The organism is Streptomyces sp. NBC_01451 (assembly GCF_036227485.1).
Taxonomy (GTDB): Bacteria; Actinomycetota; Actinomycetes; order Streptomycetales; family Streptomycetaceae; genus Streptomyces.
In genome coordinates, this window is the sequence record NZ_CP109479.1 from 3,154,012 (window position 1) to 3,174,400 (window position 20,389).

General features: G+C 68.8%; 21 protein-coding genes. 2 read left to right on the top strand and 19 right to left on the bottom strand.

The features are described 5' to 3' along the window. Positions 1-138: 138 nt before the first annotated feature. The 3 genes from OG595_RS13350 to OG595_RS13360 all read right to left on the bottom strand — a co-directional run bounded on the left by OG595_RS13350 (position 139) and on the right by OG595_RS13360 (position 3,785). A complete protein-coding gene (locus OG595_RS13350) occupies positions 139-852 on the bottom strand; it encodes a transglycosylase SLT domain-containing protein (RefSeq protein WP_443073025.1) in 714 nt (237 codons plus the stop codon). Between the two features lie 461 nt (positions 853-1,313). After that, entirely contained in the window at positions 1,314-2,639 is a 1,326-nt protein-coding gene (locus OG595_RS13355) for a PhoH family protein (RefSeq protein ID WP_329271498.1), read from the bottom strand. Positions 2,640-3,008: 369 nt separating this feature from the next. Next, positions 3,009-3,785 carry an isoprenyl transferase gene (locus tag OG595_RS13360; RefSeq protein WP_329271500.1) on the bottom strand — a complete coding sequence of 259 codons (777 nt, stop codon included), beginning with the start codon at positions 3,783-3,785 and terminating at the stop codon, positions 3,009-3,011. A 684-nt stretch (positions 3,786-4,469) separates the two neighbouring features. On the opposite strand from OG595_RS13360, the gene OG595_RS13365 reads away from it, so the two are divergent. Further along, a complete protein-coding gene (locus OG595_RS13365; RefSeq protein WP_329271502.1) occupies positions 4,470-4,826 on the top strand; it encodes a DUF192 domain-containing protein in 357 nt (118 codons plus the stop codon). A gap of 642 nt (positions 4,827-5,468) precedes the next feature. Here the strand turns inward: OG595_RS13365 and OG595_RS13370 are convergent. After that, on the bottom strand, positions 5,469-6,293 hold the full coding sequence (locus OG595_RS13370) for a class I SAM-dependent methyltransferase (RefSeq protein WP_329271504.1): 825 nt from the start codon (positions 6,291-6,293) through the stop codon (positions 5,469-5,471). Between the two features lie 89 nt (positions 6,294-6,382). On the opposite strand from OG595_RS13370, the gene OG595_RS13375 reads away from it, so the two are divergent. Continuing rightward, a complete protein-coding gene (locus OG595_RS13375) occupies positions 6,383-6,871 on the top strand; it encodes a DinB family protein (RefSeq protein ID WP_329271506.1) in 489 nt (162 codons plus the stop codon). 87 nt (positions 6,872-6,958) lie between these two features. Here OG595_RS13375 and OG595_RS13380 read toward each other — a convergent pair whose 3' ends face one another. From OG595_RS13380 to OG595_RS13450, 15 genes are all read right to left on the bottom strand, one after another. Beyond that, a complete protein-coding gene (locus OG595_RS13380) occupies positions 6,959-7,522 on the bottom strand; it encodes a GNAT family N-acetyltransferase (RefSeq protein WP_329271508.1) in 564 nt (187 codons plus the stop codon). Between the two features lie 116 nt (positions 7,523-7,638). After that, positions 7,639-8,523, bottom strand: a complete 885-nt coding sequence (locus OG595_RS13385) for an LLM class flavin-dependent oxidoreductase (protein ID WP_329271509.1) — start codon at positions 8,521-8,523, stop codon at positions 7,639-7,641. Between the two features lie 203 nt (positions 8,524-8,726). Beyond that, complete coding sequence (locus OG595_RS13390) at positions 8,727-9,353, bottom strand: OmpA family protein (protein ID WP_443073026.1); 627 nt, start codon at positions 9,351-9,353, stop codon at positions 8,727-8,729. A 2-nt stretch (positions 9,354-9,355) separates the two neighbouring features. Then, on the bottom strand, positions 9,356-9,955 hold the full coding sequence (locus OG595_RS13395; RefSeq protein ID WP_329271511.1) for a hypothetical protein: 600 nt from the start codon (positions 9,953-9,955) through the stop codon (positions 9,356-9,358). 15 nt (positions 9,956-9,970) lie between these two features. After that, complete coding sequence (locus OG595_RS13400; RefSeq protein WP_329282854.1) at positions 9,971-10,579, bottom strand: pilus assembly protein TadG-related protein; 609 nt, start codon at positions 10,577-10,579, stop codon at positions 9,971-9,973. After that, entirely contained in the window at positions 10,576-10,776 is a 201-nt protein-coding gene (locus OG595_RS13405) for a hypothetical protein (protein WP_329282856.1), read from the bottom strand. Before OG595_RS13405 ends, OG595_RS13400 begins: the two co-directional genes overlap by 4 nt. A gap of 108 nt (positions 10,777-10,884) precedes the next feature. After that, positions 10,885-11,709, bottom strand: coding sequence for a response regulator transcription factor (locus OG595_RS13410; RefSeq protein WP_329271513.1), 825 nt, complete (start codon positions 11,707-11,709; stop codon positions 10,885-10,887). Then, on the bottom strand, positions 11,696-13,105 hold the full coding sequence (locus OG595_RS13415) for a sensor histidine kinase (protein ID WP_329271515.1): 1,410 nt from the start codon (positions 13,103-13,105) through the stop codon (positions 11,696-11,698). Before OG595_RS13415 ends, OG595_RS13410 begins: the two co-directional genes overlap by 14 nt. Positions 13,106-13,119: 14 nt before the next feature. Then, positions 13,120-14,010 carry a DUF5936 domain-containing protein gene (locus OG595_RS13420; protein WP_329271518.1) on the bottom strand — a complete coding sequence of 297 codons (891 nt, stop codon included), beginning with the start codon at positions 14,008-14,010 and terminating at the stop codon, positions 13,120-13,122. A gap of 17 nt (positions 14,011-14,027) precedes the next feature. After that, a complete protein-coding gene (locus OG595_RS13425; protein WP_329271521.1) occupies positions 14,028-14,969 on the bottom strand; it encodes a type II secretion system F family protein in 942 nt (313 codons plus the stop codon). Positions 14,970-15,069: 100 nt separating this feature from the next. Then, positions 15,070-16,416, bottom strand: coding sequence for a CpaF family protein (locus OG595_RS13430; protein WP_329271523.1), 1,347 nt, complete (start codon positions 16,414-16,416; stop codon positions 15,070-15,072). A 42-nt stretch (positions 16,417-16,458) separates the two neighbouring features. Then, positions 16,459-16,884: a TadE/TadG family type IV pilus assembly protein gene (locus OG595_RS13435; protein ID WP_329271525.1), complete on the bottom strand. Its 426-nt coding sequence runs from the start codon at positions 16,882-16,884 to the stop codon at positions 16,459-16,461. Continuing rightward, the gene (locus OG595_RS13440) at positions 16,884-18,512 is read right to left on the bottom strand and encodes an AAA family ATPase (RefSeq protein ID WP_329271528.1); all 1,629 of its coding nucleotides are present in this window, start codon (positions 18,510-18,512) and stop codon (positions 16,884-16,886) included. Before OG595_RS13440 ends, OG595_RS13435 begins: the two co-directional genes overlap by 1 nt. A 107-nt stretch (positions 18,513-18,619) precedes the next feature. Next, positions 18,620-19,339 carry a Flp pilus assembly protein CpaB gene (gene cpaB / locus OG595_RS13445; protein ID WP_329271530.1) on the bottom strand — a complete coding sequence of 240 codons (720 nt, stop codon included), beginning with the start codon at positions 19,337-19,339 and terminating at the stop codon, positions 18,620-18,622. A gap of 51 nt (positions 19,340-19,390) precedes the next feature. Continuing rightward, positions 19,391-20,287 carry a hypothetical protein gene (locus tag OG595_RS13450; RefSeq protein WP_329271532.1) on the bottom strand — a complete coding sequence of 299 codons (897 nt, stop codon included), beginning with the start codon at positions 20,285-20,287 and terminating at the stop codon, positions 19,391-19,393. Between the last annotated feature and the right edge of the window lie 102 nt (positions 20,288-20,389).

Here is a 20,389-nt window from a genome sequence, read left to right on the forward strand (position 1 = left end):
CTCCCCAAAGCCTCTTGAGCCTCGGGAGCAGTGGTCCACATGCGACCGTACATGGCCGAAGCCCCTCACCGAAGGACGGTGAGGGGCTCGGAAAGGTTGAGACAACCGCGCGCGGAAGGCGCAGCAGCCGCAGCAGGCTCAGTAGTAGTTGTTGGCCTGCCAGAAGTTCCACGCGCCGCACGGGCTGTCGTAGCGGTCGTTCATGTAACTCAGGCCCCACTTGATCTGGGTGGCCGGGTTCGTCGCCCAGTCGGCACCCGCCGAGGACATCTTGGAGCCCGGAAGCGCCTGCATGAGACCGTACGCGTCGGAACTGGGGTTGTCCGCCTGGTAGTTCCAGCTGGACTCGTGGTCCACGATGTTGCTGAAGCACTGGAACTGGTCGGCCGGGACGATCTGGCGCGCCATCTCCTGGACCTGCGCAACGGTGTACGAGGACTGCACCGGGAAGCTGGACGCGTCGCGCGTCGCGGAACGGCTGGCGGCCTCTTCCGCTTCCTTGCGCGCCTTCGCCTCGGCCTCGGCCTTCTCGGCGGCCTTCTGCTTGGCCACCGCGTCCTTGGCGGCCTGCTTGCGGGCAGACTCCTCGGCGTCCTTCTTGGCGGTGGCGTCGGCGGCGATGGCCTGGATGTCGGCCTGCTGCGTCAGGGACGCGGTCTGCACCTCGGCCTGGGAGCCCACGGGAATGTCCGTGAGCAGCGTGGTGTCGCCTACCAGGGCCTCGGCGTCGTTGGGGGTCCCGGTGCTGCCCGAGGCCACACCTGTAACTGCGCCGACAGCGGTGACCGCGGTGGCCGAAGCCACTGCGAGTCCCCGGACCGAAATCCGGCTCACACGGTTTCCTTCCAGCATCGCCCGCTTCGGTGACCCTGGCGGACGCAATCTTGCCCCCAAGACACTGGCCTCCCAACTGCGGGGTCACGGGAGACACGGGCCCGGTGGGCAACTCCTTTACGGGGAGCGCCGCATGGTGCGCGGGCGGCATACGACGACGGTATGGAGTTGAAGGCGGTGCTTCGGTGCTGCCGTACTACTGGTGGTACAGATGTGTCGTATGCGGGGCCTGACAGGAGTGAGACTCTGCCGCACCCGGACGCCGGGTGGCAATTCCGAGTTGCGTGTGAAAGCTCACACCTCGTTTGTCCCTGGTGATTTGAGGAAAGCCGCAGACGCGGAAGCGCCGCCCGGCTAGGCTCTACGCCTTTGCCGGACGGCGCCCGTTCTGTGAACTCCCCGGTAACCGGACGCAATTGCCCAATTGCCCGAGCGGGTCCCCATCCGCCCAACACCTGCCCAACATCTGACCAACAGGGTCAGATCTGCCCGTCCTCCAGCATTTCGGTCACCAGGGCCGCGATCTGCGACCGCTCGGACCGGTTGAGGGTGACGTGCGCGAAGAGCGGGTGTCCCTTCAGCTTCTCGACGACGGCTACGACACCGTCGTACCGGCCGACCCGCAGATTGTCCCGCTGCGCCACGTCATGGGTGAGAATCACCCGGGAGTTGGCGCCGATCCGGGACAGCACGGTGAGCAGGACGTTCCGCTCCAGCGACTGTGCCTCGTCCACGATCACGAACGCGTCGTGGAGCGACCGGCCGCGGATGTGGGTGAGGGGCAGCACTTCGAGCATGCCGCGCGAGGTGATCTCCTCGATGACCTCGCGGCTGGTGACCGCGGACAGCGTGTCGAAGACCGCCTGCGCCCAGGGACCCATCTTCTCGGACTCGGAGCCGGGCAGATAGCCGAGTTCCTGCCCGCCCACCGCGTACAGCGGCCGGAAGACCATCACCTTCTGGTGCTGCCGCCGCTCCAGCACGGCCTCCAGACCGGCGCACAGCGCCAGCGCCGACTTGCCGGTGCCGGCCCGGCCACCCATCGACACGATCCCGATGTCCGGATCGAGAAGGATGTCGAGTGCGATCCGCTGCTCGGCGCTCCTCCCCTTGATACCGAACGCTTCGCGATCCCCGCGCACCAGGCGGACGTTGCCCTCGGCCGTGACTCGCCCCAGGGCCTTGCCGCGCTCCGACTGGATCGTCAGACCGGTGTGCACCGGCAGGTCGGCGGCCTCGGGGACGTAGGCGTGCCCTTCCTCGAAGAGGAGGTCCACCTGTTCGCCCGGCAGGGTCAGTTCGGACATTCCGGTCCAGCCGGACGAGCCCGTGATGGCCAGCTCCGCGCGGTACTCCTCGGCGAGGAGCCCGACGGACGAGGCCTTGATCCTGAGTGGCAGGTCCTTCGACACGACCGTGACGTCGTACCCCTCGGCCTGCAGATTGCGGGCGACCGCGAGGATGCGGGAGTCGTTGTCCCCCAGGCGATAGCCGCTTGGCAGCACGCTGGGGTCCGAGTGGTTGAGTTCGACACGAACGGTCCCGCCCAGCTCCCCGATCGGAATCGGGGCGTCGAGACGACCGAACCGGACCCGGAACTCGTCCAGCAGGCGCAGCGCCTGCCGGGCGAAGTACCCGAGTTCGGGATGGTGCCGTTTGGCCTCCAGTTCCGTGACCACGACGATCGGCAGCACGACTTCGTGCTCCTCGAAGCGGTTCAGGGCGCCTGGGTCGGCCAGCAGGACGCTGGTGTCGATGACATAGGTGCGCCGGTCTGGCATACGGCGCTTTGTGCTGGTCACCACGGAAGGACGTACCCCCTCGGATGAGGTCGGGGAGCGACGAAGGAGATCTGGACCGGTCGACGGCCGCTGTGCGCGGGCCGAGAACCGGCCCTCCGCCTGTTCGCCCGTGCTGTGACCACACGGTCGGGCTGGTGCAAAGGGCCTCCCGGGCGGACGGCCCCGTGCCGTCCGCTGAGATACGACACCCGTGGTTCGGGTGTCGACCTGCTTGGCTTATGCCCTCGAACATGCGCGGCCATGCCACACCGCGGGACGGCGCGCTGGTGAACTCCTTGTTACTTCTGTCCCAGAGCCCTCGAAGGGCGCGACGAACCGGGCGGCCTGCCCTCATCGGACCGCGGCGGAAGAACCGCACGTCCAGCGGAGCGCTCAGCCGCCGTAGCGCCGGTGGCGGGCCGCGTAGTCGCGCAGGGCGCGCAGGAAGTCGACCTTGCGGAAGGCCGGCCAGAAGACCTCACAGAAGTAGTACTCCGAGTGGGCCGTCTGCCAGAGCATGAACCCGGACAGCCGCTGCTCGCCGCTGGTACGGATGACGAGGTCGGGGTCGGGCTGGTCGCTGGTGTAGAGGTGCTTGCCGATCAGGTCGATGTCGACGGTCTCGGCGAGTTCCTCCAGCGAGGTGCCCTTGTCGTGGGCGTCGAGCATCATCGAGCGCACGGCGTCGGCGATCTCCTGCCGGCCGCCGTAGCCGATGGCGACGTTGACCAGTATCCCGTCCGCCACGTGCGCGGTGGCCTCCTCGGCCTCCTTGAGCTGGGTCTGCAACTGCCCGGGGAGCAGATCGAGGTTGCCGACGTGGTGGACGCGCCAGCGGCCGTCGGCGGCGAGGGAGGTCACGACGTTCTCGATGATCTCCAGGAGTGGTGCCAGTTCCTCCGGCGGACGGTTCACGTTGTCCGTGGAGAGCAGCCAGAGGGTGACGACCTCGACATCGGTCTCGGAGCACCAGCCGAGGAACTCCTCGATCTTGTCCGCGCCGGCCCGGTGTCCCTGGGCGGTGGTGGAGCCCGCCGCCTTCGCCCAGCGCCGGTTGCCGTCCACGATGACACCGATGTGCTTCGGCACCTGGTCGTGGTCGAGGTGGCCCTCCACCCTGCGTGTGTAGACCCTGACCAGCAGTCGGCGCAGGTTGTCGCGCAGGTTCACGTTTTTGTCAGCCCCTCCGTACGGATCGGACAGGCGCGGCCGGGCGCAATCCCTGGCGCGATTCCTGCCCGTGTGGTGGTCCTCGGGGTTGGCGATCCCCGGAGGGGAAGCGTACCGCTGCGGGAAGGGGCGTCCTGCGCCCGGGGGAACGGGGGCCTCGCACCCGGGTGTGCCACGGCTGCGCCAGGCATGGGCCGGGCGTGGGCCGCGGGCACGAAAGGGGAGCTTGCCGCCCGAGAGGCAGGGAGAAGGGGGCCGTCGGGAAGAGGGTCGGAGAGCGGCGGTATCCGGCTGCTCCGGCCGGGCACAAAAAACGGGCCGGTCCGTGGGGGGGAGACGGACCGGCCCGAGGGGGGGCTTCCACCATAACCCTTCGTAAGTGATGCTGCGTACATCGGCGCGGAAAACTACTCTCCGAAGTCGTCCGGCAACGCGTGGATGGCCTCGGAAGTACGTTTTCACGGTCGGATCATGGCTGAAAAGCAGCTGATTCCCAGGAAATATCGCGGGATCTATGGAGATCCAAAGGGACCGGGCGGGTTTCACCCCCCTGTCGAACACCCCGGACCGTCCCACCGCCATTCGGGTGCCGGACGGGTTCGCGCGGGTCGCCGGGCCCGGCATCCCTCCCAGGAGCGACCCGGTCGCGAACGCTCGCTTGACGTCCTCGCTAACTTCACAGCCATGGCCACGTTCACCACCACTCAGACACCGGAGCCGATTCCACTGGAGGTCGCCGAGTCGGGACGGGCACGGCGACGCGGGCTGCTGGGCCGGGACGGAATCGAGGGCGCGCTACTGCTGACGCCCGCGAGTTCTGTGCACACGTTCGGGATGCGGTTCGCGATCGACGTCGCCTACCTCGACGGAAAGGCGCGGGTCCGGGCGGTAAGGACCATGCGACCGGGCCGAGTTGGACTGCCCCGCCCCTGGGTGCGCTCGGTCCTGGAGGCGGAGGCCGGGTCTCTGGAGAGGTGGGGCGTACGCCGGGGTGTACGACTCACGATCCTGACCGACGATTCAGTGCCGGAGGGCTGCTGAACAGGCGCGGAGCCGCCTGGCGCGAGCGCCGGGTGAAGAGGCAGGGCACCGCGCAGGCCCCTCCTCTGCGCGGTGCCGTCCGCGCGACTTTGCTCACGCGAATTACCTTTGCCCAAATTTACGCGACGCCTCGCCGGACTTGTGGGCCACCGCGATAACGATGTGGAAACCTCGTGAAACCTTTTCGGGCATATGCCCACATGTCTCACAGGTGAGGAGTGCGGCCACACCGGACGGCACCCCCTCCGCCGAGTTCTCGCCAATATTCGGACGGGTGGGAGCGATATCCGGATGTTTGCGGATGATAAGCAGGGAGATGCAACACTTCGCCCGAAATATTCACGGTATGACGGGAGAGGAACCCTGCCTATCACCTGAGCCAAGACGGCCTCCGGCGACTCGGACGACAGTTACTCGCCAGTTCTGCCTCTCTGGCGGAAGGGGCGCCGCCGCTCGGGACGGGGCCGTGTGGGCCGGTGCTAGTACATGCCATTCCATGGGATCAATCAGGATTCGGCGGGATTCGGCGGGATTCGGCGACGAACGATCCGGCCGAGCGGGAAAGCCGGCTGGATCTGCGGGGCAGCCGGTCGGTCGGTCGGCTGGTCGGCTGGTCGGCTGGTCGGTCGGCCTGTGAATCAGTCAGCCGGACGGTTTGCGGGCCTCGAAGAGATGGCGACTGCTGTGTGCCACGAACGACCCCTCGGCCTCGATCCGCTCGTGCAGGGACCGGAGTTGGGGGCGGTAGGCGTCGACAGTGAACCCGGGCACCATCCAGATCACCTTCCGCAGGAAGTGCACGACGGCCGCGATGTCGTAGAACTCCATCCGCAACCGCTCTGCGCGCAGTTCGACGATCTCCAGCCCGGCGGCTTCCGCGTCGGCCCGCTCACGGTCGGGGTGGCGGGCGCCGCGCTGCTCGGCCGGTTGTGGTCCGAGGAAGTGCTCGACGAGTTCGTACGCGCTGGCGGGCCCGACGTGCTGGGCGAAGTACGTACCGCCGGGTCGCAGGACGCGGGCGATCTCGGTCCAGTGCGGGGCGACGGGGTGCCGGCTGACGACCAGGTCGAAAGCGTCGGCGGCGAAGGGCAGCGGCGCGTCGTCCGGCACGGCGACGACTGCCGCACCGCGCGGATGGAGCAGGGCTGTGGCCTTGGCGACGTTCGGCGGCCAGCCCTCGGTGGCGACGGTGAGCGGGGGCAGCTTCGGGGCGGTGTTGAGCACCTCGCCGCCCCCGGTGTGCACGTCGAGGGCGGCGGACACACGGGCCAGCCGCTCCCCCATGGCCCGGGCATATCCCCAGGAGGGCCGCGCCTCGGTGGCTCGGCCCTCGAACCAGGAGAAGTCCCATCCGTCGGTGGGGACGGCGGCGCCTTCGGCGAGGAGTCGTTCGAAGGCCGAGGTGTGTACGGGGGTGGCGGGCTCGGGGGTGGCGGGCTCGGGGCTGGTGGGCTCGGGCGCGGACATGAGGGCGATGTTCGCAGGCAGTTGTCACTGGCCGCTGATAATTTCCGCCGCACGACGGAAGCAGAACGGAAGAAGAGGTGGTCCGGGACATGCTGTACGCCGATGACGAGACGACGACGCTGCGCGCGAAGCTCGACCAGGAGCGGGACTCGGTGCTGTGGAAGCTGGAGGGACTGAGCGAGGAGCAGGTCCGCAGGCCGATGACACCGTCGGGGACGAGTCTGCTGGGGCTGGTGAAGCATCTGGCGTCGGTCGAGTACGGCTGGTTCGTGGAGACGTTCGGCCGCGAGACGGAACCCTTCTGGTTCGACCCGTATCTGGGGGAGGACATGACCGCGGGCCCGGAGGAGACCACGGCCCAGATCACCGACTTCTACGCGCGCGCCCGAGCCGCCGCCGACCGCGTACTGACGGAACTTCCCCTGGACACCCTGGGCAAGCCGACATGGCGGGACGACGAGTGCTCGCTGCGCTGGGTCCTGGTCCGCATGACGGCGGAGACGGCACGGCACGCGGGGCACATGGACATCGTGCGGGAGCTGATCGACGGGGCGACGGGGGAGTACGAACCGTCGTAGGTCAGGGGCTCATGCTCATTGCCTGGTTCAGGCGGTGCGGACGGTGCGGGCTACCGGGGGCAGTGGAGACGCGGGCAAGGGAGGGCTTCATGACCTCTCGGTGTCCAGGACGAGCAGGATGTGCTCGATGTCGCCGTGGCGGACCGTACCGGTGCGACGGAAGCCGTGCTTTTCGAGGAGGCGGACGGAGGCGGTGTTCCCGACGAAGGGATCGGCATAGAGGGGCCGGTTGGTCTCACGCAACAGGAACTGCCCGAGGGCGACGCTCCCTGTCCCTCTCCCCCAGTACGACCGCCCGAGCCAGTACCCGATGAAGCGACGGCGGCGTCCACCGACGCCCTGTTCCCCCAGTTCGCCGTGTTCCCCCTGTTCGTCCTCCCACCAGGCGACGATGCTGCCGGCGGGCTCGGTGTCCACGGTGACCGTCTGCACGAACACGGTGCTGTCGCCGAGGATCTTCGACTTCCAGTGCGCCATGAAGGCGTCCCGAGGTCGTGGCGTGAACCGGGACCGCCGGACGGCTTCGGGATCGTTCTCGCACGCGAGCAGAAACTCCAGGTCGGCTTCCACGACATCACGGAGCCGCACGTCGTTGCCGGACCCACCGTCGGTCAGGTCGCCGGTCGCGTCGCCGGTCACGTTGTCGGTCATGGTGGGGAGTCTGGCAGGGGGGACTGACATTGAGACGGAGACGTGGAAGACGAGCGGGACCAGAGGAACCGGGACGGGCCGGGAAACCTGGGTGGGTCAGGGGAACCGGGGGTGGGTCAGGGGACCAGCGGCCGAACGTCCTCCGCGACGAACCGTACGAAGCCCTCGGGATCGGGGTCGTCCCCGGTCGGCTGAAGGATGACGGTGTCGGCACCGGCCTCGACGAGGCGCCCCACAGCCTCGGCAACGGCACCGGCGTCCCCGGCGACGCCGAGATCGGGGACGGAAGCGAGTCCTTCGGCGGCCAGTTCGGCGCTGAGCCGTTCGTGGGCGTGCGGCCCAGTGGCGGCAAGGAGATAGACGACGACACGGTGGGTCCACCCGGCGGCTTCCGTCCGGCCGGCGGCCACTCGTCCCTCCTCGATCAGTTGCCGGGCCCGTCGCACCCCGTCGGGAGCGGTACCGGCATGGAGGACGGTCCCGTCGGCGACCTCACCGGCCAGCCGCAGCGATCGTGGCCCGGTGGCCCCGGCGAGAAGGGGCAGCCCCGGCTCGGGCGGCCAGCCGAGGCCGACGTCGTCAAGCTTCACGTACCGCCCGTCGACGGTGACCCGTTCACCGTCGAGCAGTGGGCGCAACGCGAGCAGATACTCCCGCAACAGGGTAAGCGGCGACGCGACACGTGCCCCGACCTGCCCCATCCAGTCCTGCACACCGTGCCCGAGGCCGAGGATGGCCCGCCCCGGGAACAGACGGTGCAGGGTGGCGGCCTCCATCGCGGTCAGAGCGACGTTCCGGAGGGGTACGGGGAGCAGGCCGACACCGACTCGAACACGTTCGGTCCAGGCAAGGGCAGCCGCGGCGGCGGAGACACCGCCTTCGAGGAAACAGTCCTCCCAGAGCCACAGTTCCTCGATCCCGGTGGCATCGGCGAGTCGAGCGACGGCACGCAGCCGTTCGGGCGGGAGCTGGGGGCGGAAGACGACGCCGAGGCTGGTCATGGGGCCTTCCTATCGAGCGCGGCAGCGCAGTACAACACCATTACTGGTGCCGGCCACCGCTGCTGACACGCTCGCACCGGAGGATCACGACGCCCCACCGAAGGCGCGTGACTCGGCGAGCCGAAACCGAGTGAGGCAATCGGCCTCGGGAGGTGCGGTCTGCCGCGTCCAGTCAGCATGGGAAGGACGCACAGGATTCGGCCTCACTCCCCCTTCTGGAACGTCACCTCCACGCGCCGGTTCTTGCGCCGGCCCTGTTCCGAGGAGTTGTCGGCGATCGGGTAGTCCTCGCTGTAGCCGCGTACCTGGAAGGTGACGTCCGCGCCGAGGCTGGCGGCCAGTTGGTCGTGGACCTGCTCCGCGCGGTTCTTGGAGAGGGTCAGGCCGTGGGCGTACGAGCCCAGGTTGTCGGTGAAGCCGAAGACCCTGACGGTCGTGGCCTTCTGGGCCTTGATCTCGTCCGCGATCGCCTGGATGCGGGAGTTGGCCTCCGGGTTGAGCTTTGAGCTGTCCTTCGGGAACAGGACCTCCGCCTGGAGCGCGAACGTCACGTTCTCGTTCGTCTCCACTCGGCGTTCCTCGCCGCCCATGTCCTCCACGACCGACTTGATGTCGAGGACCTTGGCCGGGGCGAGCGTGGCGCCGTCGGCCAGCTTCAGGCCGGGGCTGTTCGGGTCCACTTCGGGGGGTGGAGATGTGGTGACGCTGCCCGGGGGTGCGCTCGGGTCGTCGTCGTCAGCATGGGCTACGGGGGCAGCCAGGGTGAGGGTGACCAGGACTGCCAGCGCCGTGAGGGTGGTTGCGGTGGGGCAGTGAGTGCGGGGCAGCACGACTATTCGCCCCCAGAGATCTCGATGGATGCCGGGGGCATGCCGCCGACCTGGAAGTCGACCTTGGCGGTATCCGTGGGAGGCGCCGGGAACTGCGCGAACCACTGGGTTGTCTCACCTTCGCTGAGACCGCCCTCGAACCTCGTGCACAGGCAGCGGCCTTCGGTGTCACGCAGGACCAGGTACTTCTTCTTGCCGGTCTGATCGACCAGGCTGGCCCCGGCCATGGACCCGCCGTTCTTGGACAACTCGCGCTCGTCGCCACGCCAGTTGCCCACGGACCAGGCGCTTCCCGTGCCGTTGGTCACTGTGCCTTCGACGGTGACGAACCCACCCTCGTCACGCTCGGCTGAGGCGATCGTGAGCGTCACACCGTTCTCGCCCTTGACCTCGGCCAGCACCGTCTCCGGCTCGGGGGCCTTCGACTCCTTGTCCGCGTTGTCACTGTTCGCACTCTTGGTCTGCGAAGGGGCCGAGGACGCCCCGCCATTGTCGGAGTCGTCACCTCCCCCACCGCAGCCGGCCACCGCGAGAAGCAACCCGGTCGTAATCGCCAGTGTCGACAGCGCCCTGCGGCTCTTCTTGGTGCGCCGGAAATCCATCGGTACGGCTTCCTCTCACTCGGCCAGATGCACAGCGAACAGCACGGACGCGTCGGGCAAGTCGTCCGGGTCGAAATCTACGGGGTCGATGTTCACGATCTGGCCGTCGCAGTCCAGCACGATCGGCTGCGTGGGATCCGCGGCAGGGTCGAAATCACAGCGAGGCTGGATGACGGCGATGGCATCGGCCTTGGCGTGCATGCCCTCCGTGCCCGGAATGATCGACGCGCCAACCGTGTTGATGGTCTCCACGGCGACGCGGAACCCCGGGTATCCGTCCATCACGACAGGTTCTGCGCCACCCTGGACAGTTGAGCCGTTCTCGGCAGCCAGTGCCTGTGCGGCCTCGGTCGCCCCGGCACCCGGTGGATCCTGACCGTTCAACCAATCGAGCCAGTCGTCACCCTGTCCGATCGCGCCCGTCAGGGCTTCCACCAGTTCGTCACGGGCGTCTTGTGCCGCCGCCAACGCAGCAGCGTCTGCCGCGGATTGAGCTCCATTGCGGACAGACGCTGCTTGAGCGAAAACGAAGAACGCGACGGCGGCGAAGAGCAGAATCCCCGTCAGCCAGATATAGATGGGCAGAGTCTGGCCTCTGTCGCTCGAAAAGTGCGCGGAGGTCAGCCTCCGATGACGTCCTGGACGGCGTTGAGGATGGCGTCCGAGATCAACCCGTCCAGCCCCAACCCGTCGATCAGCGTGAAGATCCCCGCAATGATGATCATGAGGCCCGCGTACTCCACGAACCCGGCCCCCGCGTCCCGCCCCTTCCCCCGCATCCGGGAGGCAACGATCCGCATCCACCTGTTTGTCTTCAGCATGGCTTGCGCCTTCCCGCCCGACACCACTACCGACCTCAGCACAGTATGTGAGACACCGCCTACTGCGCGTGGGCCCATGGGCCCAACTTCCCTCCGCAGCACGCCCCATCACTCCCACCCCTCCCGAGCCGTACCCAGCCACCGAGCGATCGCTTCGCTCCGCGTCGTGCTGTGCAGCTTTGCGAAGATGCGGTTGATGTGGTTCTTGACGGTCTTCTCGCTGATGAAACAGGTGGCGGCGATCTGCTGGTTGTTCACGCCGGCGGCGATGAGATCCATGACCTCCACCTCCCTTGAACTCAGGCCGAAGTCCGGTCGGTTGCGGTTGCGCGCGGCGAGTGTCGTCGCTTGGCCGAGCCGGGTCTTTGGAGTCTGCCGCAACGATGCCATAAGCGGTTGCAGATGCGAAGAGCTTTCGGTCGGTTCGTAGGAAACACCGAGTGAATCCTCGGCACCCGGACCAGGAGCACCTGGAACGGGCGGAGTTCTCGGAATCTTCGGGACCGCAGAGGCATGCGGGGTCCTCGACGGCTGTGTCACGACCCGCGACCCGCGTCCCACCGCCCGTACCGCCTCCGTCAACTCCTCTGTCGTGAAGCCTCCGTGGACCAGATAGCCTGATGCGCCCCTGTGCAGTGCCTGCCTGACCACTTCCGGTTCGCTGCTGTACGTCAGCATCATCACCGGGGCCAGCAGGGCCAGTCGGGGGAGTGCGGTCAGGCCGTCGGTGCCTGGCATGCGTACATCCAGCAGGACCACGTCAGGGTGCACTCGCTCCGCCGCCGACACCGCTTCGGTGCCGTTCGACGCCTCCGCGACCACCTCCATGTCCGGGTGACCGCTCAGCAGCGCCGCCAGTCCCGCCCGTACTACTGGGTTGTCGTCCGCGACCAGCACCCTCAGCAGGTCCCGCTGCCGTTCATCTGTGGACATGGGATGCGGCCTCCTTCTGTCGGCGGGGCCGGGGAATGTGGTCGAGTCCGGGTGGCGTCACGTCCACGCGGATCTCCGTGCCGCCCTGCTCACCTCGGCCCACGTGAATCACCGCCCCCAGCGACCTCGCCCGTTCGACCATGCCGAGCACGCCGAAGTGGCCTGATCTGGCCGCCTCTTCGAGGTTCAGGGGGCCGGGCAGGCCCACTCCGTCGTCCCGGATGCGGAGGGTCACGCACTCTCCCGAGGCGGTCGCCTCCAGCGTCACCCTGGTCGCGTTCGCGTGCCTGCGCGTGTTCTCCAGTGCCTCCGACACGATCGCCAGAAGGTGGTGTGCCGTCCGGTGCGGGAGGGCGCCGATCCGTGCGGTGCTCGTCGCCAGGCTCGTACGGATGCCCGTGTTCCGCTCGAACTCCGTTGCCCTCCGGGCCAGTTCCGCGATCAGGTCCACGTCCGGCGACGTCAGGTCCGTGTGGTGACGCAGGTCCTTCAGGAGGTCGCGGGACTCCGTTGCCGCTCGGCGGGCGGCCGAGGCCACCAGGGTCGCGTTGCGCCCCACCGTCTCCGGGTCCGTGCCGTCCTTCGCCGTCGCCGATGTCGCCAGGGCCTGCGCCGCAAGTGCCAATCCGTGCAGGGTCTTCGTGACCGAGTCGTGCATCTCCCTTGCCAGGCGCGCCCGTTCCGACTCCACCGCCTCGGCCACCGCCAGCCGGGAGTTCGCCTCCGCCAGTGCCTCGCTCGCCGTGCCGAAGCGGAACATCAGGTTGCGCAACGTGACGCCGATGATTCCGGCACCGACGCAGAAGCCCGCTATGAGGAGGGTGCTGGTGCCTGTGCCCGGCCGGTGTTCCCAGGCCCGGAAGACCGTGAGGAGCACCACCAGTTGCAGGCCCGTGAAGACGCCGGAGCCGCGCCAGCCGTAGAGGAGGCCGGCGAGAAGAGGGGTGCAGACCGTGGCGTAGGCGAGGGGGGAGGCCGGGGACGCGGTGAGGAGGAGTATCGCCGCGAACGTCAGGTCCGCCGCCATGAGAGTGGGGTGGGCCAGGAGGCGCGGGGCCAGACGGTCCCAGTCGCGGTACATGGCGTACGAGGCGGTGATGCCCAGGACCGCCGCCGCCAGGACCGCGTAACGCGGGGGCCCTTCCGCGGTGTTGGTCATCGCGAAGGGGGTGCCGAGGGCCAGCATCGTCATGCGTACCGCGAACGCCTGGCGGCACAGGGCCTGCAGGGCGTTCAGTTGGAGGCGGATGGTGGCGGGGGCCGGGGCGTCGTCGGCCAGGTAGCCGGCGGTCGGGTCGTAGCCCCGGACCCGGCTCCGGATCCGGTTCCCGTACCGACTCCGGTTCCGGTTCCGGCCCTGTCGTCCCTCGGGTTGCTCTGCCTTCGTGCCTCTCATCGGCCGCACCGCCCTCAACGTCCCAGAATGGAGCCGAAGTTCGTACCCGAGCCGAGGAACATGCCCGTCGCGATGAGGATCATCGTTGCCGGGAGCATGAACACCAGGGTGACGAGGGTTGCCTTGGGGATCGTCTTCGCGGCGCGGCGACGGGATTCCTGGGCGTCCGTGCGGCGCATGTCCGCGGCGATCTGGATCAGGGTCTCGGCGATCGGGGAGCCGAGTTCCTCGCCCTGCTGGAGCGCCGAGACGAACTGGGCCACCTGTTCGCTGGAGTTGCGCTTGCGGAGCTGGTCGAAGGCCTGGCGGCGGCTGACGCCCATGTCCATCTGGCGGAGGGTGATGCGGAGTTCGTCGGCCCAGGGACCCTCGTACTTCTCCGCGACCCGGTCCAGGGCCTGGCGGAAGCCCAGGCCCGCCGAGACCACGACCGCGAGCACGTCCAGGAAGTCGGGGAGTGTGCGGTCGATGACGTCCTTGCGTTCCCGTACCGCCTGCCAGATCGCCGCGTCCGCGGCCGTCACTCCGAAGGCGAACGTGATGACCGCGAGGACCAGTTGACCGTTGCTGAGGAAGATCAGGCCGAGGAGGATGCCGAAGGTGAAGTAGACCGCCCGGCGGGCCGCGTAGCGGGTGATGGTGAGGCCGCCGGGGTTCCCCGCCATGTCGATGCGCAGGCGTTTCGCGTCGACCCGGCGGGGGCCCATCAGGCGTAGGACGAGGGGGGCGAAGCGCATGCCCATGCGGTCCACCGCCGAGTCGGCCTTCGAGACCCGGGTGCCGCCCACCTCCAGGGCGAGGAGCAGGTCGGAGGGGAGTTTGGCGTCGGCTCGGATCATGCGGATGCCCAGCAGGACGCCCGCGACGGCGATCGCCATCACCAAGGCCAGTAGCAGTGGCAGCATCCGGTCACTCACTCCCCTCAGACTTCGATCTTGCCCAGGCGGCGGATGACGAAGAAGCCGACCGTGTACAGGCCCAGGGAGAGGAGGATCAGGCCCTGGCCGAGGCCGGACCCGGTCACCTTCTCCAACGCGCCCTCGTTCGAGGAGTTGATGAGGAGGAGGGAGCCCAGGCCCAGGCAAGGGACCGTGAAGGCCGTCGCGTTGACCTCCGACAGCATCGTGCGGACCTCTCGGCGCGTCTCCTTGCGGTCCTCAAGGGTCTGGGTGAGGTTGCGCAGGGAGCTGACCACCGAGCCGCCCGCCTTGTTGGCGAGGATCAACGTCGTCACCAGAACCACCAGTTCGCGGGACGGCAGGCGTTCCGCCAGTTCTCCCAGTGCGTCGTCGACCGTCCGGCCCATGGTCAACTGGTCGGCGACCCTGGCCAGTTCCTCACCCGCCGGGGCCTCCAGTTCCTCCGCCGCCATCGCCAGCGCCGTACGCAGGGCGAGGCCGGCCGCCGTGGCGTTGGCCAGCAGGCGTGCCACGTCCGGGAGTTGGTTGATGAACGCCTCGATGCGTTTCTGGAGCTGCCAGTTGAGGAAGATCGCCGCGCCCCAGATCGTCACCAGCGCGGCGATCGGGCCGAAGAACGGGGCCAGCACGGTGGCCGCCAGCAGCCACAGCGCGACGCCGACAGCGGCGACGTACGTGAAGAACTCGCCCGCCGTCAGGTCCAGTCCGGTCGCCGAGAGGCGGAGGTGGATCGTGCGGCCGAGGCGGGTGCGGCGCAGCCTGCGGTCGAGGGCCGCGAACCGGCGTACGCGACCGGCCGCCGTACGCAGGGCACCGCCGCCGGCCAGGCGGTCTTCCAGTGCCTGGCGCTGGGCGCGACCGGTGGCGTACGTGTGCACGCCCGCGACCGCGAGCGTGCCGCACAGCATGGTGGCGCCCAATGCCAGCGGGACCGAGTTGTTCATGGCTGCTCGCTCCGCACAGTCGTCGTAGTCACCCTCATGGCCGCCCTCGGCGCCGTCCCCGGAGCCGTACGCATGGTGGTCCTTGTGTTCGTCCGGGTCGTCATCCGATCGCCTGCCTCGAGTCCAGTACGTCGAGTACCTCGGCCACTCCGAACGCCGGTGGCAGCGATTCGTTCGCCAGGTACAGCTTCTCGGCGACCTGGCGGGGCACCGGGAGGTGTTGGAAGTAGCCCTGGGCGACGCGGTCGGGGCCGGTCGGGCGGGTGACGTAGCGGGAGACGGTCACGATGCGGAACTGTTCGCGGCCGTGGGACACCAGCAGGGCGATCTCCGCGATCCGGCGGGTGCCGTCGACGTGGCGGGCGAGTTGGACGACCACGTCGACCGCCGAGTTGATCTGGTCCTTCAACGCCTCGAAGGGGATCATGACTTCGGACATCGAGCCCAGGGTCTGCAGGCGCATCAGCGCGTCCTCCGCCGAGTTGGCGTGGACGGTGGCCAGGGAACCGTCGTGGCCCGTGGACATCGCCTGGAGCATGTCGAGGGTCTCGCCGCCTCGGACCTCACCGACGATGATGCGGTCGGGGCGCATGCGCAGGGAGTTGCGGACCAGGTCGCGGATGGTGATCTGGCCCTTGCCCTCCACGTTCGGCGGGCGCGATTCGAGGCGGATCACATGCTCCTGCTGGAGCTGGAGTTCGGCCGAGTCCTCGATGGTGATGATGCGTTCGTGGGAGGGGACCAGGCCGGAGAGCGCGTTGAGAAGTGTCGTCTTGCCGGTGCCCGTGCCGCCGCTGACGATGACGTTGAAGCGGGCCCGGACGAAGGCGGCGAGGAGCATCAGCATCTGCTCGTCCAGTGAGCCGAGGCCGATCAGCTCCGGGAGCGTGTAGGCGCGGGGGAAGCGGCGGATGGTGAGCGTCGGGCCGGTGAGGGACAGCGGCGGGATGATGACGTTGACGCGTTCGCCGGTGGGCAGTCGGGCGTCGACCATCGGATTCGACTCGTCCACACGCCTGTTGACCGTGGAGACGATCCGCTCGATGGTCTGCATCAGCTGCTCGCTGGACGCGAAGCGCATGGGGAGCTGCTCGACGCGTCCTGCCCGTTCCACGAAGATCGAGTCGGGGCCGTTGACCATGATCTCGGTGATCGACGCGTCGGCGAGGAGCGGTTCGAGCACGCCGAGGCCGAGGGCTTCGTCGACCACTCGCCGGATGAGCTGGGAGCGTTCGGCGGAGGACAGGACCGGGCCCTCACGGCTGATGATGTGGCCGAGGACGCGTTCCAGCCGGACACGGCGTTCCGCTGCCGCGAGGCTGGACATCTCCGCGAGGTCGATCTCTTCGAGGAGCTTGGCACGGTAGACGGCGACGAGGTGGCCGTCCTCGCGCGCGGTTCCGTTGCCGTTGTCGTCGGCGGAGGCTATGCGGGAGCGCAGGCTCATGGTCTCTGTCTCAACTCCTCTCGATTGATTGCCGGTGCACGGTCAGTCGTCCTGGTCGTTGGGCATGGTGGCGGAGGCGTCCAGGTCGAAGTCGCCGAAGATCGGGATGATCGCGGGCACGTGGACGACCACGGTGGCGGTCGTGGTGTCGCCGGCGCCCAGCGGTGCGTCCACCTCCGGATCGAGCCAGTCGCTGACGGAGGCGACTCCGGCCGCCACCCCGTCGCCGTCGAGGGAGGCGGTCCGTGCCGCCGCGCGGGCTCCCGTACCGGCCTGGCTGAGGCCGTAGCCGATCAGGCCGAGCTGGATGCAGGCCAGGCCGATGAGGATGAGGATCGGGAGGAAACCGGTGAACTCCAGGATGGAGGAACCCCGGTCCCCGCCTTCCCGGACGCGGTTCGCAAGTCGGCCCTGAAGGCTTCCCGTCCCCGTCGTCGTCCCCGTCGTCGTCCTCGTCGTCGCCCTCATCAGTCCTCGTCCCCCTCCAGCGCCGCTCCCGCCTCGCCGTTCACCGTCCAGTTGACGTCGAACCCCGGGAAGAACAGGGGGACTTGGGCACTGACGGTGGCCTTCATGACCTCACCCTCGGGACCGCAGCTGATGGCCGCGCCGTTCCAGGCTCCGGGGAGGTGCTCGCCGCCCGCGCTCTCGCAGGCTCCCTCGTAGCCGCCGGGGTCGAGGGCGTACGCCGCTGTGGCCGCGCGCGCCGCCTCGTCCGCCGCGTTGCCGGCCAGCGAGTACGTGTAGCCGTACAGCACGCACTGCCACAGGATGCTCATCACGACCAGCAACAGCGGGAACATGCCGGCGAATTCGAGCGTCACGGCCCCTCGGTCGCCGCGTTCCCCTCGTCGGCGCAGGCTCATTGCGCCCCGGTCGGACGACGATGACGACTTACGCCGCTTGCCGCCGCCCCCCTCCTGGACGACGACCAGCCCCAACTCCCCCGCCAGCGCCCACAGCGCCTGCTTGACCGTCGACCGGGCGTCCAGGTCCTGGAGTCGTCCGGCGTCGACGACGCCCTGAAGTTCCTTGAAAGCGGCGGGAATCGTCGCGCGGGCGACCTTGGTGCCGGTGACCTTCTCCACGAGGGAGGGCTGGATCTCCGTACCCTTGGACTGCCTGTTGACAACCGTCAACGTCTCCTCGGCCTTGCGGATCTGGAGGCGGTCCCAGAGGCGGACCATGCGTTTGGCGGCGCGTACGGCGACGACGTCCGGGGTGACGAGGAGCAGGGCGTGGTCGGCCATCTCGACGGCGGCGGCCGTGGCCGAGTCCATGCGGGCGCCGCAGTCGACGATCACGACGTCGTGGCGGGAGCGCAGGGCGGCGACGACCTGCCGGGTCACCCTGTCGGTGACCTCCTCGCCGCGTTCTCCCTCGGCCGGAGCGAGGAGCAGGCCGATGCCGGTGTCGTGGATGAAGACGGCGTCCTGGAGGACGCGCGGGTTGATGTCCGTGATGGCGGCCAGGTCTGCGATCGACCTGCGGAACTGGACGTCGAGGTAGGAGGCCACGTCCCCCGACTGGAGGTCCAGGTCGAGGAGCGCGACGGTGTGGCCCGACGCCCGTGCGGCCAGGGCGAGTTGCACCGCGGTGACGGTGGCGCCGACGCCGCCTTTGGCGCCGGTGACGGTGACGACCGTGCCGCCCGGTCCCGCGTACAACTCGGGTGCGGTGCTGCCGAGATGGCGCCGCATGCCCGACGACCAGGCCGCCGCGGCCATGACGCGTTCCGCCAAGGCCTCGTAGCTGAGAGGCAGTTGGACGATGCCGCGGGCGCCGGAGTCCATGGCGGCGGTGAGGACGCCGGTGCTGGGGTCGGCGGTGATGAGGACGACGCCGACGGCCGGGAAGCGCATCACGAGATCGCGGACGAGGTCGAGGGCCGGGACCGGCCCTATCCGCTCGTGCACGAGGACGACTTCCGGCAGTTCGTCGAGGGACTCGGCGGCCAGCCGGGCCAGGGTGTCGAGCAGCGCGGTCGAGTCGGCGACGGGCGGGGCGGGTTCGGCGTCGGGGAGCCTGCTGAGGAGGGTGCTCAGGGCGCGGGCGGACTCGATGTCCGCGGTGGCGGGAAGGATGCGGATGGTCATCGGCGCGCCCTCGGCAGGCACTGCTGCGACGCCGACCGCCGCTGAGGCTGCGGCTGCGACCGCCGCCGGGGCTGCGGCTTCGTACGTACGGACCTCATGCCCGCCTCCTACTTGTCCTTGTCGAGGGTGTACGTACGGTCGGCGGCACCGGGGACGGCCGTCAGTTCGCCGCCCGCGACCAGGGAAAGACGGACGTGTTCGGCGAACGACTCGGCGTACGCGACGCGTTGGGCGTCCGGCGTCTTGAGCGCGAAGGTGATCGGGACGGCCTCCGTAGCCGTACGCCGGCGTTCGTTGGTCGACTGCCCCGGTTCGAGGGCGGTGAGCTTGCCGACGTCGATGACGCGCGCGTTGGTGACGAGCAGCTTGGCCTCGTCGACGCCCTTCTCGCTGTCCTTGGACTCGAAGGTGGCGTAGATGTTGACGAGCGACCCCGGGTTGATCTTTCCGGCCACTCCTGTCGACGCGTCGATCAGGATCGCGATCTCCTGCTCACCGGCCTCCAGTTCGGGCCGGTCGACGATCATGTCGGTCTGGAGCAGGGAGCCCTTCTCCAGCCGGGTCACCGCGATCTTGCCGCGGATCTGGGAGACGCGCGTGACCGCGGTCTCCGACAACCACCGCTTCGGCATGGAGATCTTCTCGAACTGGTCGGCCGTGAGCTCCTTGTAGGGCGCGATGTCGCTCTTGAGGCGGTACGCCGTCACCTCCGGACCGACCTTGGAGTTCACGTCGCGGATCACCGAGAGGACTCCGACGAAGGCGCCGATGGCGCACAGGACCGAGAGGACCAGCAGGATGACGCCGCGGCGCTGGCGTGAGTTCATGACGCGGACAACCTCGATCGGGGGTGGGGACGGACACGTCTTCTACGTCTCTTACGTCGTACCTCGGGGCAGTGCTCGTACTGGTGTTCCTGATGCTCCTGCCGGGGTTCCTGCCCGCCCGAGGGCCGCGGGAAGCTCAGAAGTCGTGGCGAGTGGGGCGGCACAGAATCCGCAGCGGTCACCGATGAGTTCGAGGCCGCACCAGTGACACTCCTCGCGGCGCACGGAGGAGACCAGTTGGTAGAGCACGGAGACATCGTGCAGCCCGGCCGCGAACTCGACGATCTTCCCGGTCCCCCACCAGCGCGCGGACTCCGCCGGCAGTGGAACCGGGGCGACTCCCTGCACGCGCCAGGCGGGTGCGAGGGTCGAGGTGACCCAGTCGGAGGGCGGCTGCCCCTGCGCCACGAGCAGCCGCGTCCCGAACTCGGGGCCGGCCAGCTCCTCCTGGCCGACCCGTACGAGCTGGGCGCGCGGGTTGGCCAGTACGGCGAACTGCGCGCCCGGCACCCAGGACTTGGCGTGCGACTTCAGGGAGACGGGCACCCGGTCGAGCTTGGTGACGGAGCCGAGGTGAGCGCCGGCGTAGATGTAGTGGGCGAGCAGCCGGGCGGAGGAGGCGAGCACCCCCGGGCTGAAGTCGCACATGGAGAGCTGCCGCAACTGCTGGGCGAGCAGGGCGAGTCCGAGCGGCGGCAGATCGACGGCGAGCAGCGCGATACGGTCGCTCTCCAGGACGGAACGCACCGTGTGCAGCCGCCGGGTGACAGCCGGGTCCGTGGACGCCGGGTAGAGGGCGATGACGTACCCGTGCTGCTCGATGAGCGTGTGCATCCCCATGAGGGCGCCGTCGAGGCTGTCGAGGGACGGGACGGCGGCGGGCGGGGTCTGCCGGTCATGCGGTGGGAGCACCAGGTCGGAACTGGTGACGGCTATCGCGGTCGGCACGCTGCACACCACCCCGTTCACTGCGGCGGGGTGGTCGGCCACCGCCTCAGATCGCCCCTGTGACGTCCTCTTGCATCAGCACCTTATCCACGGCATGGCCCG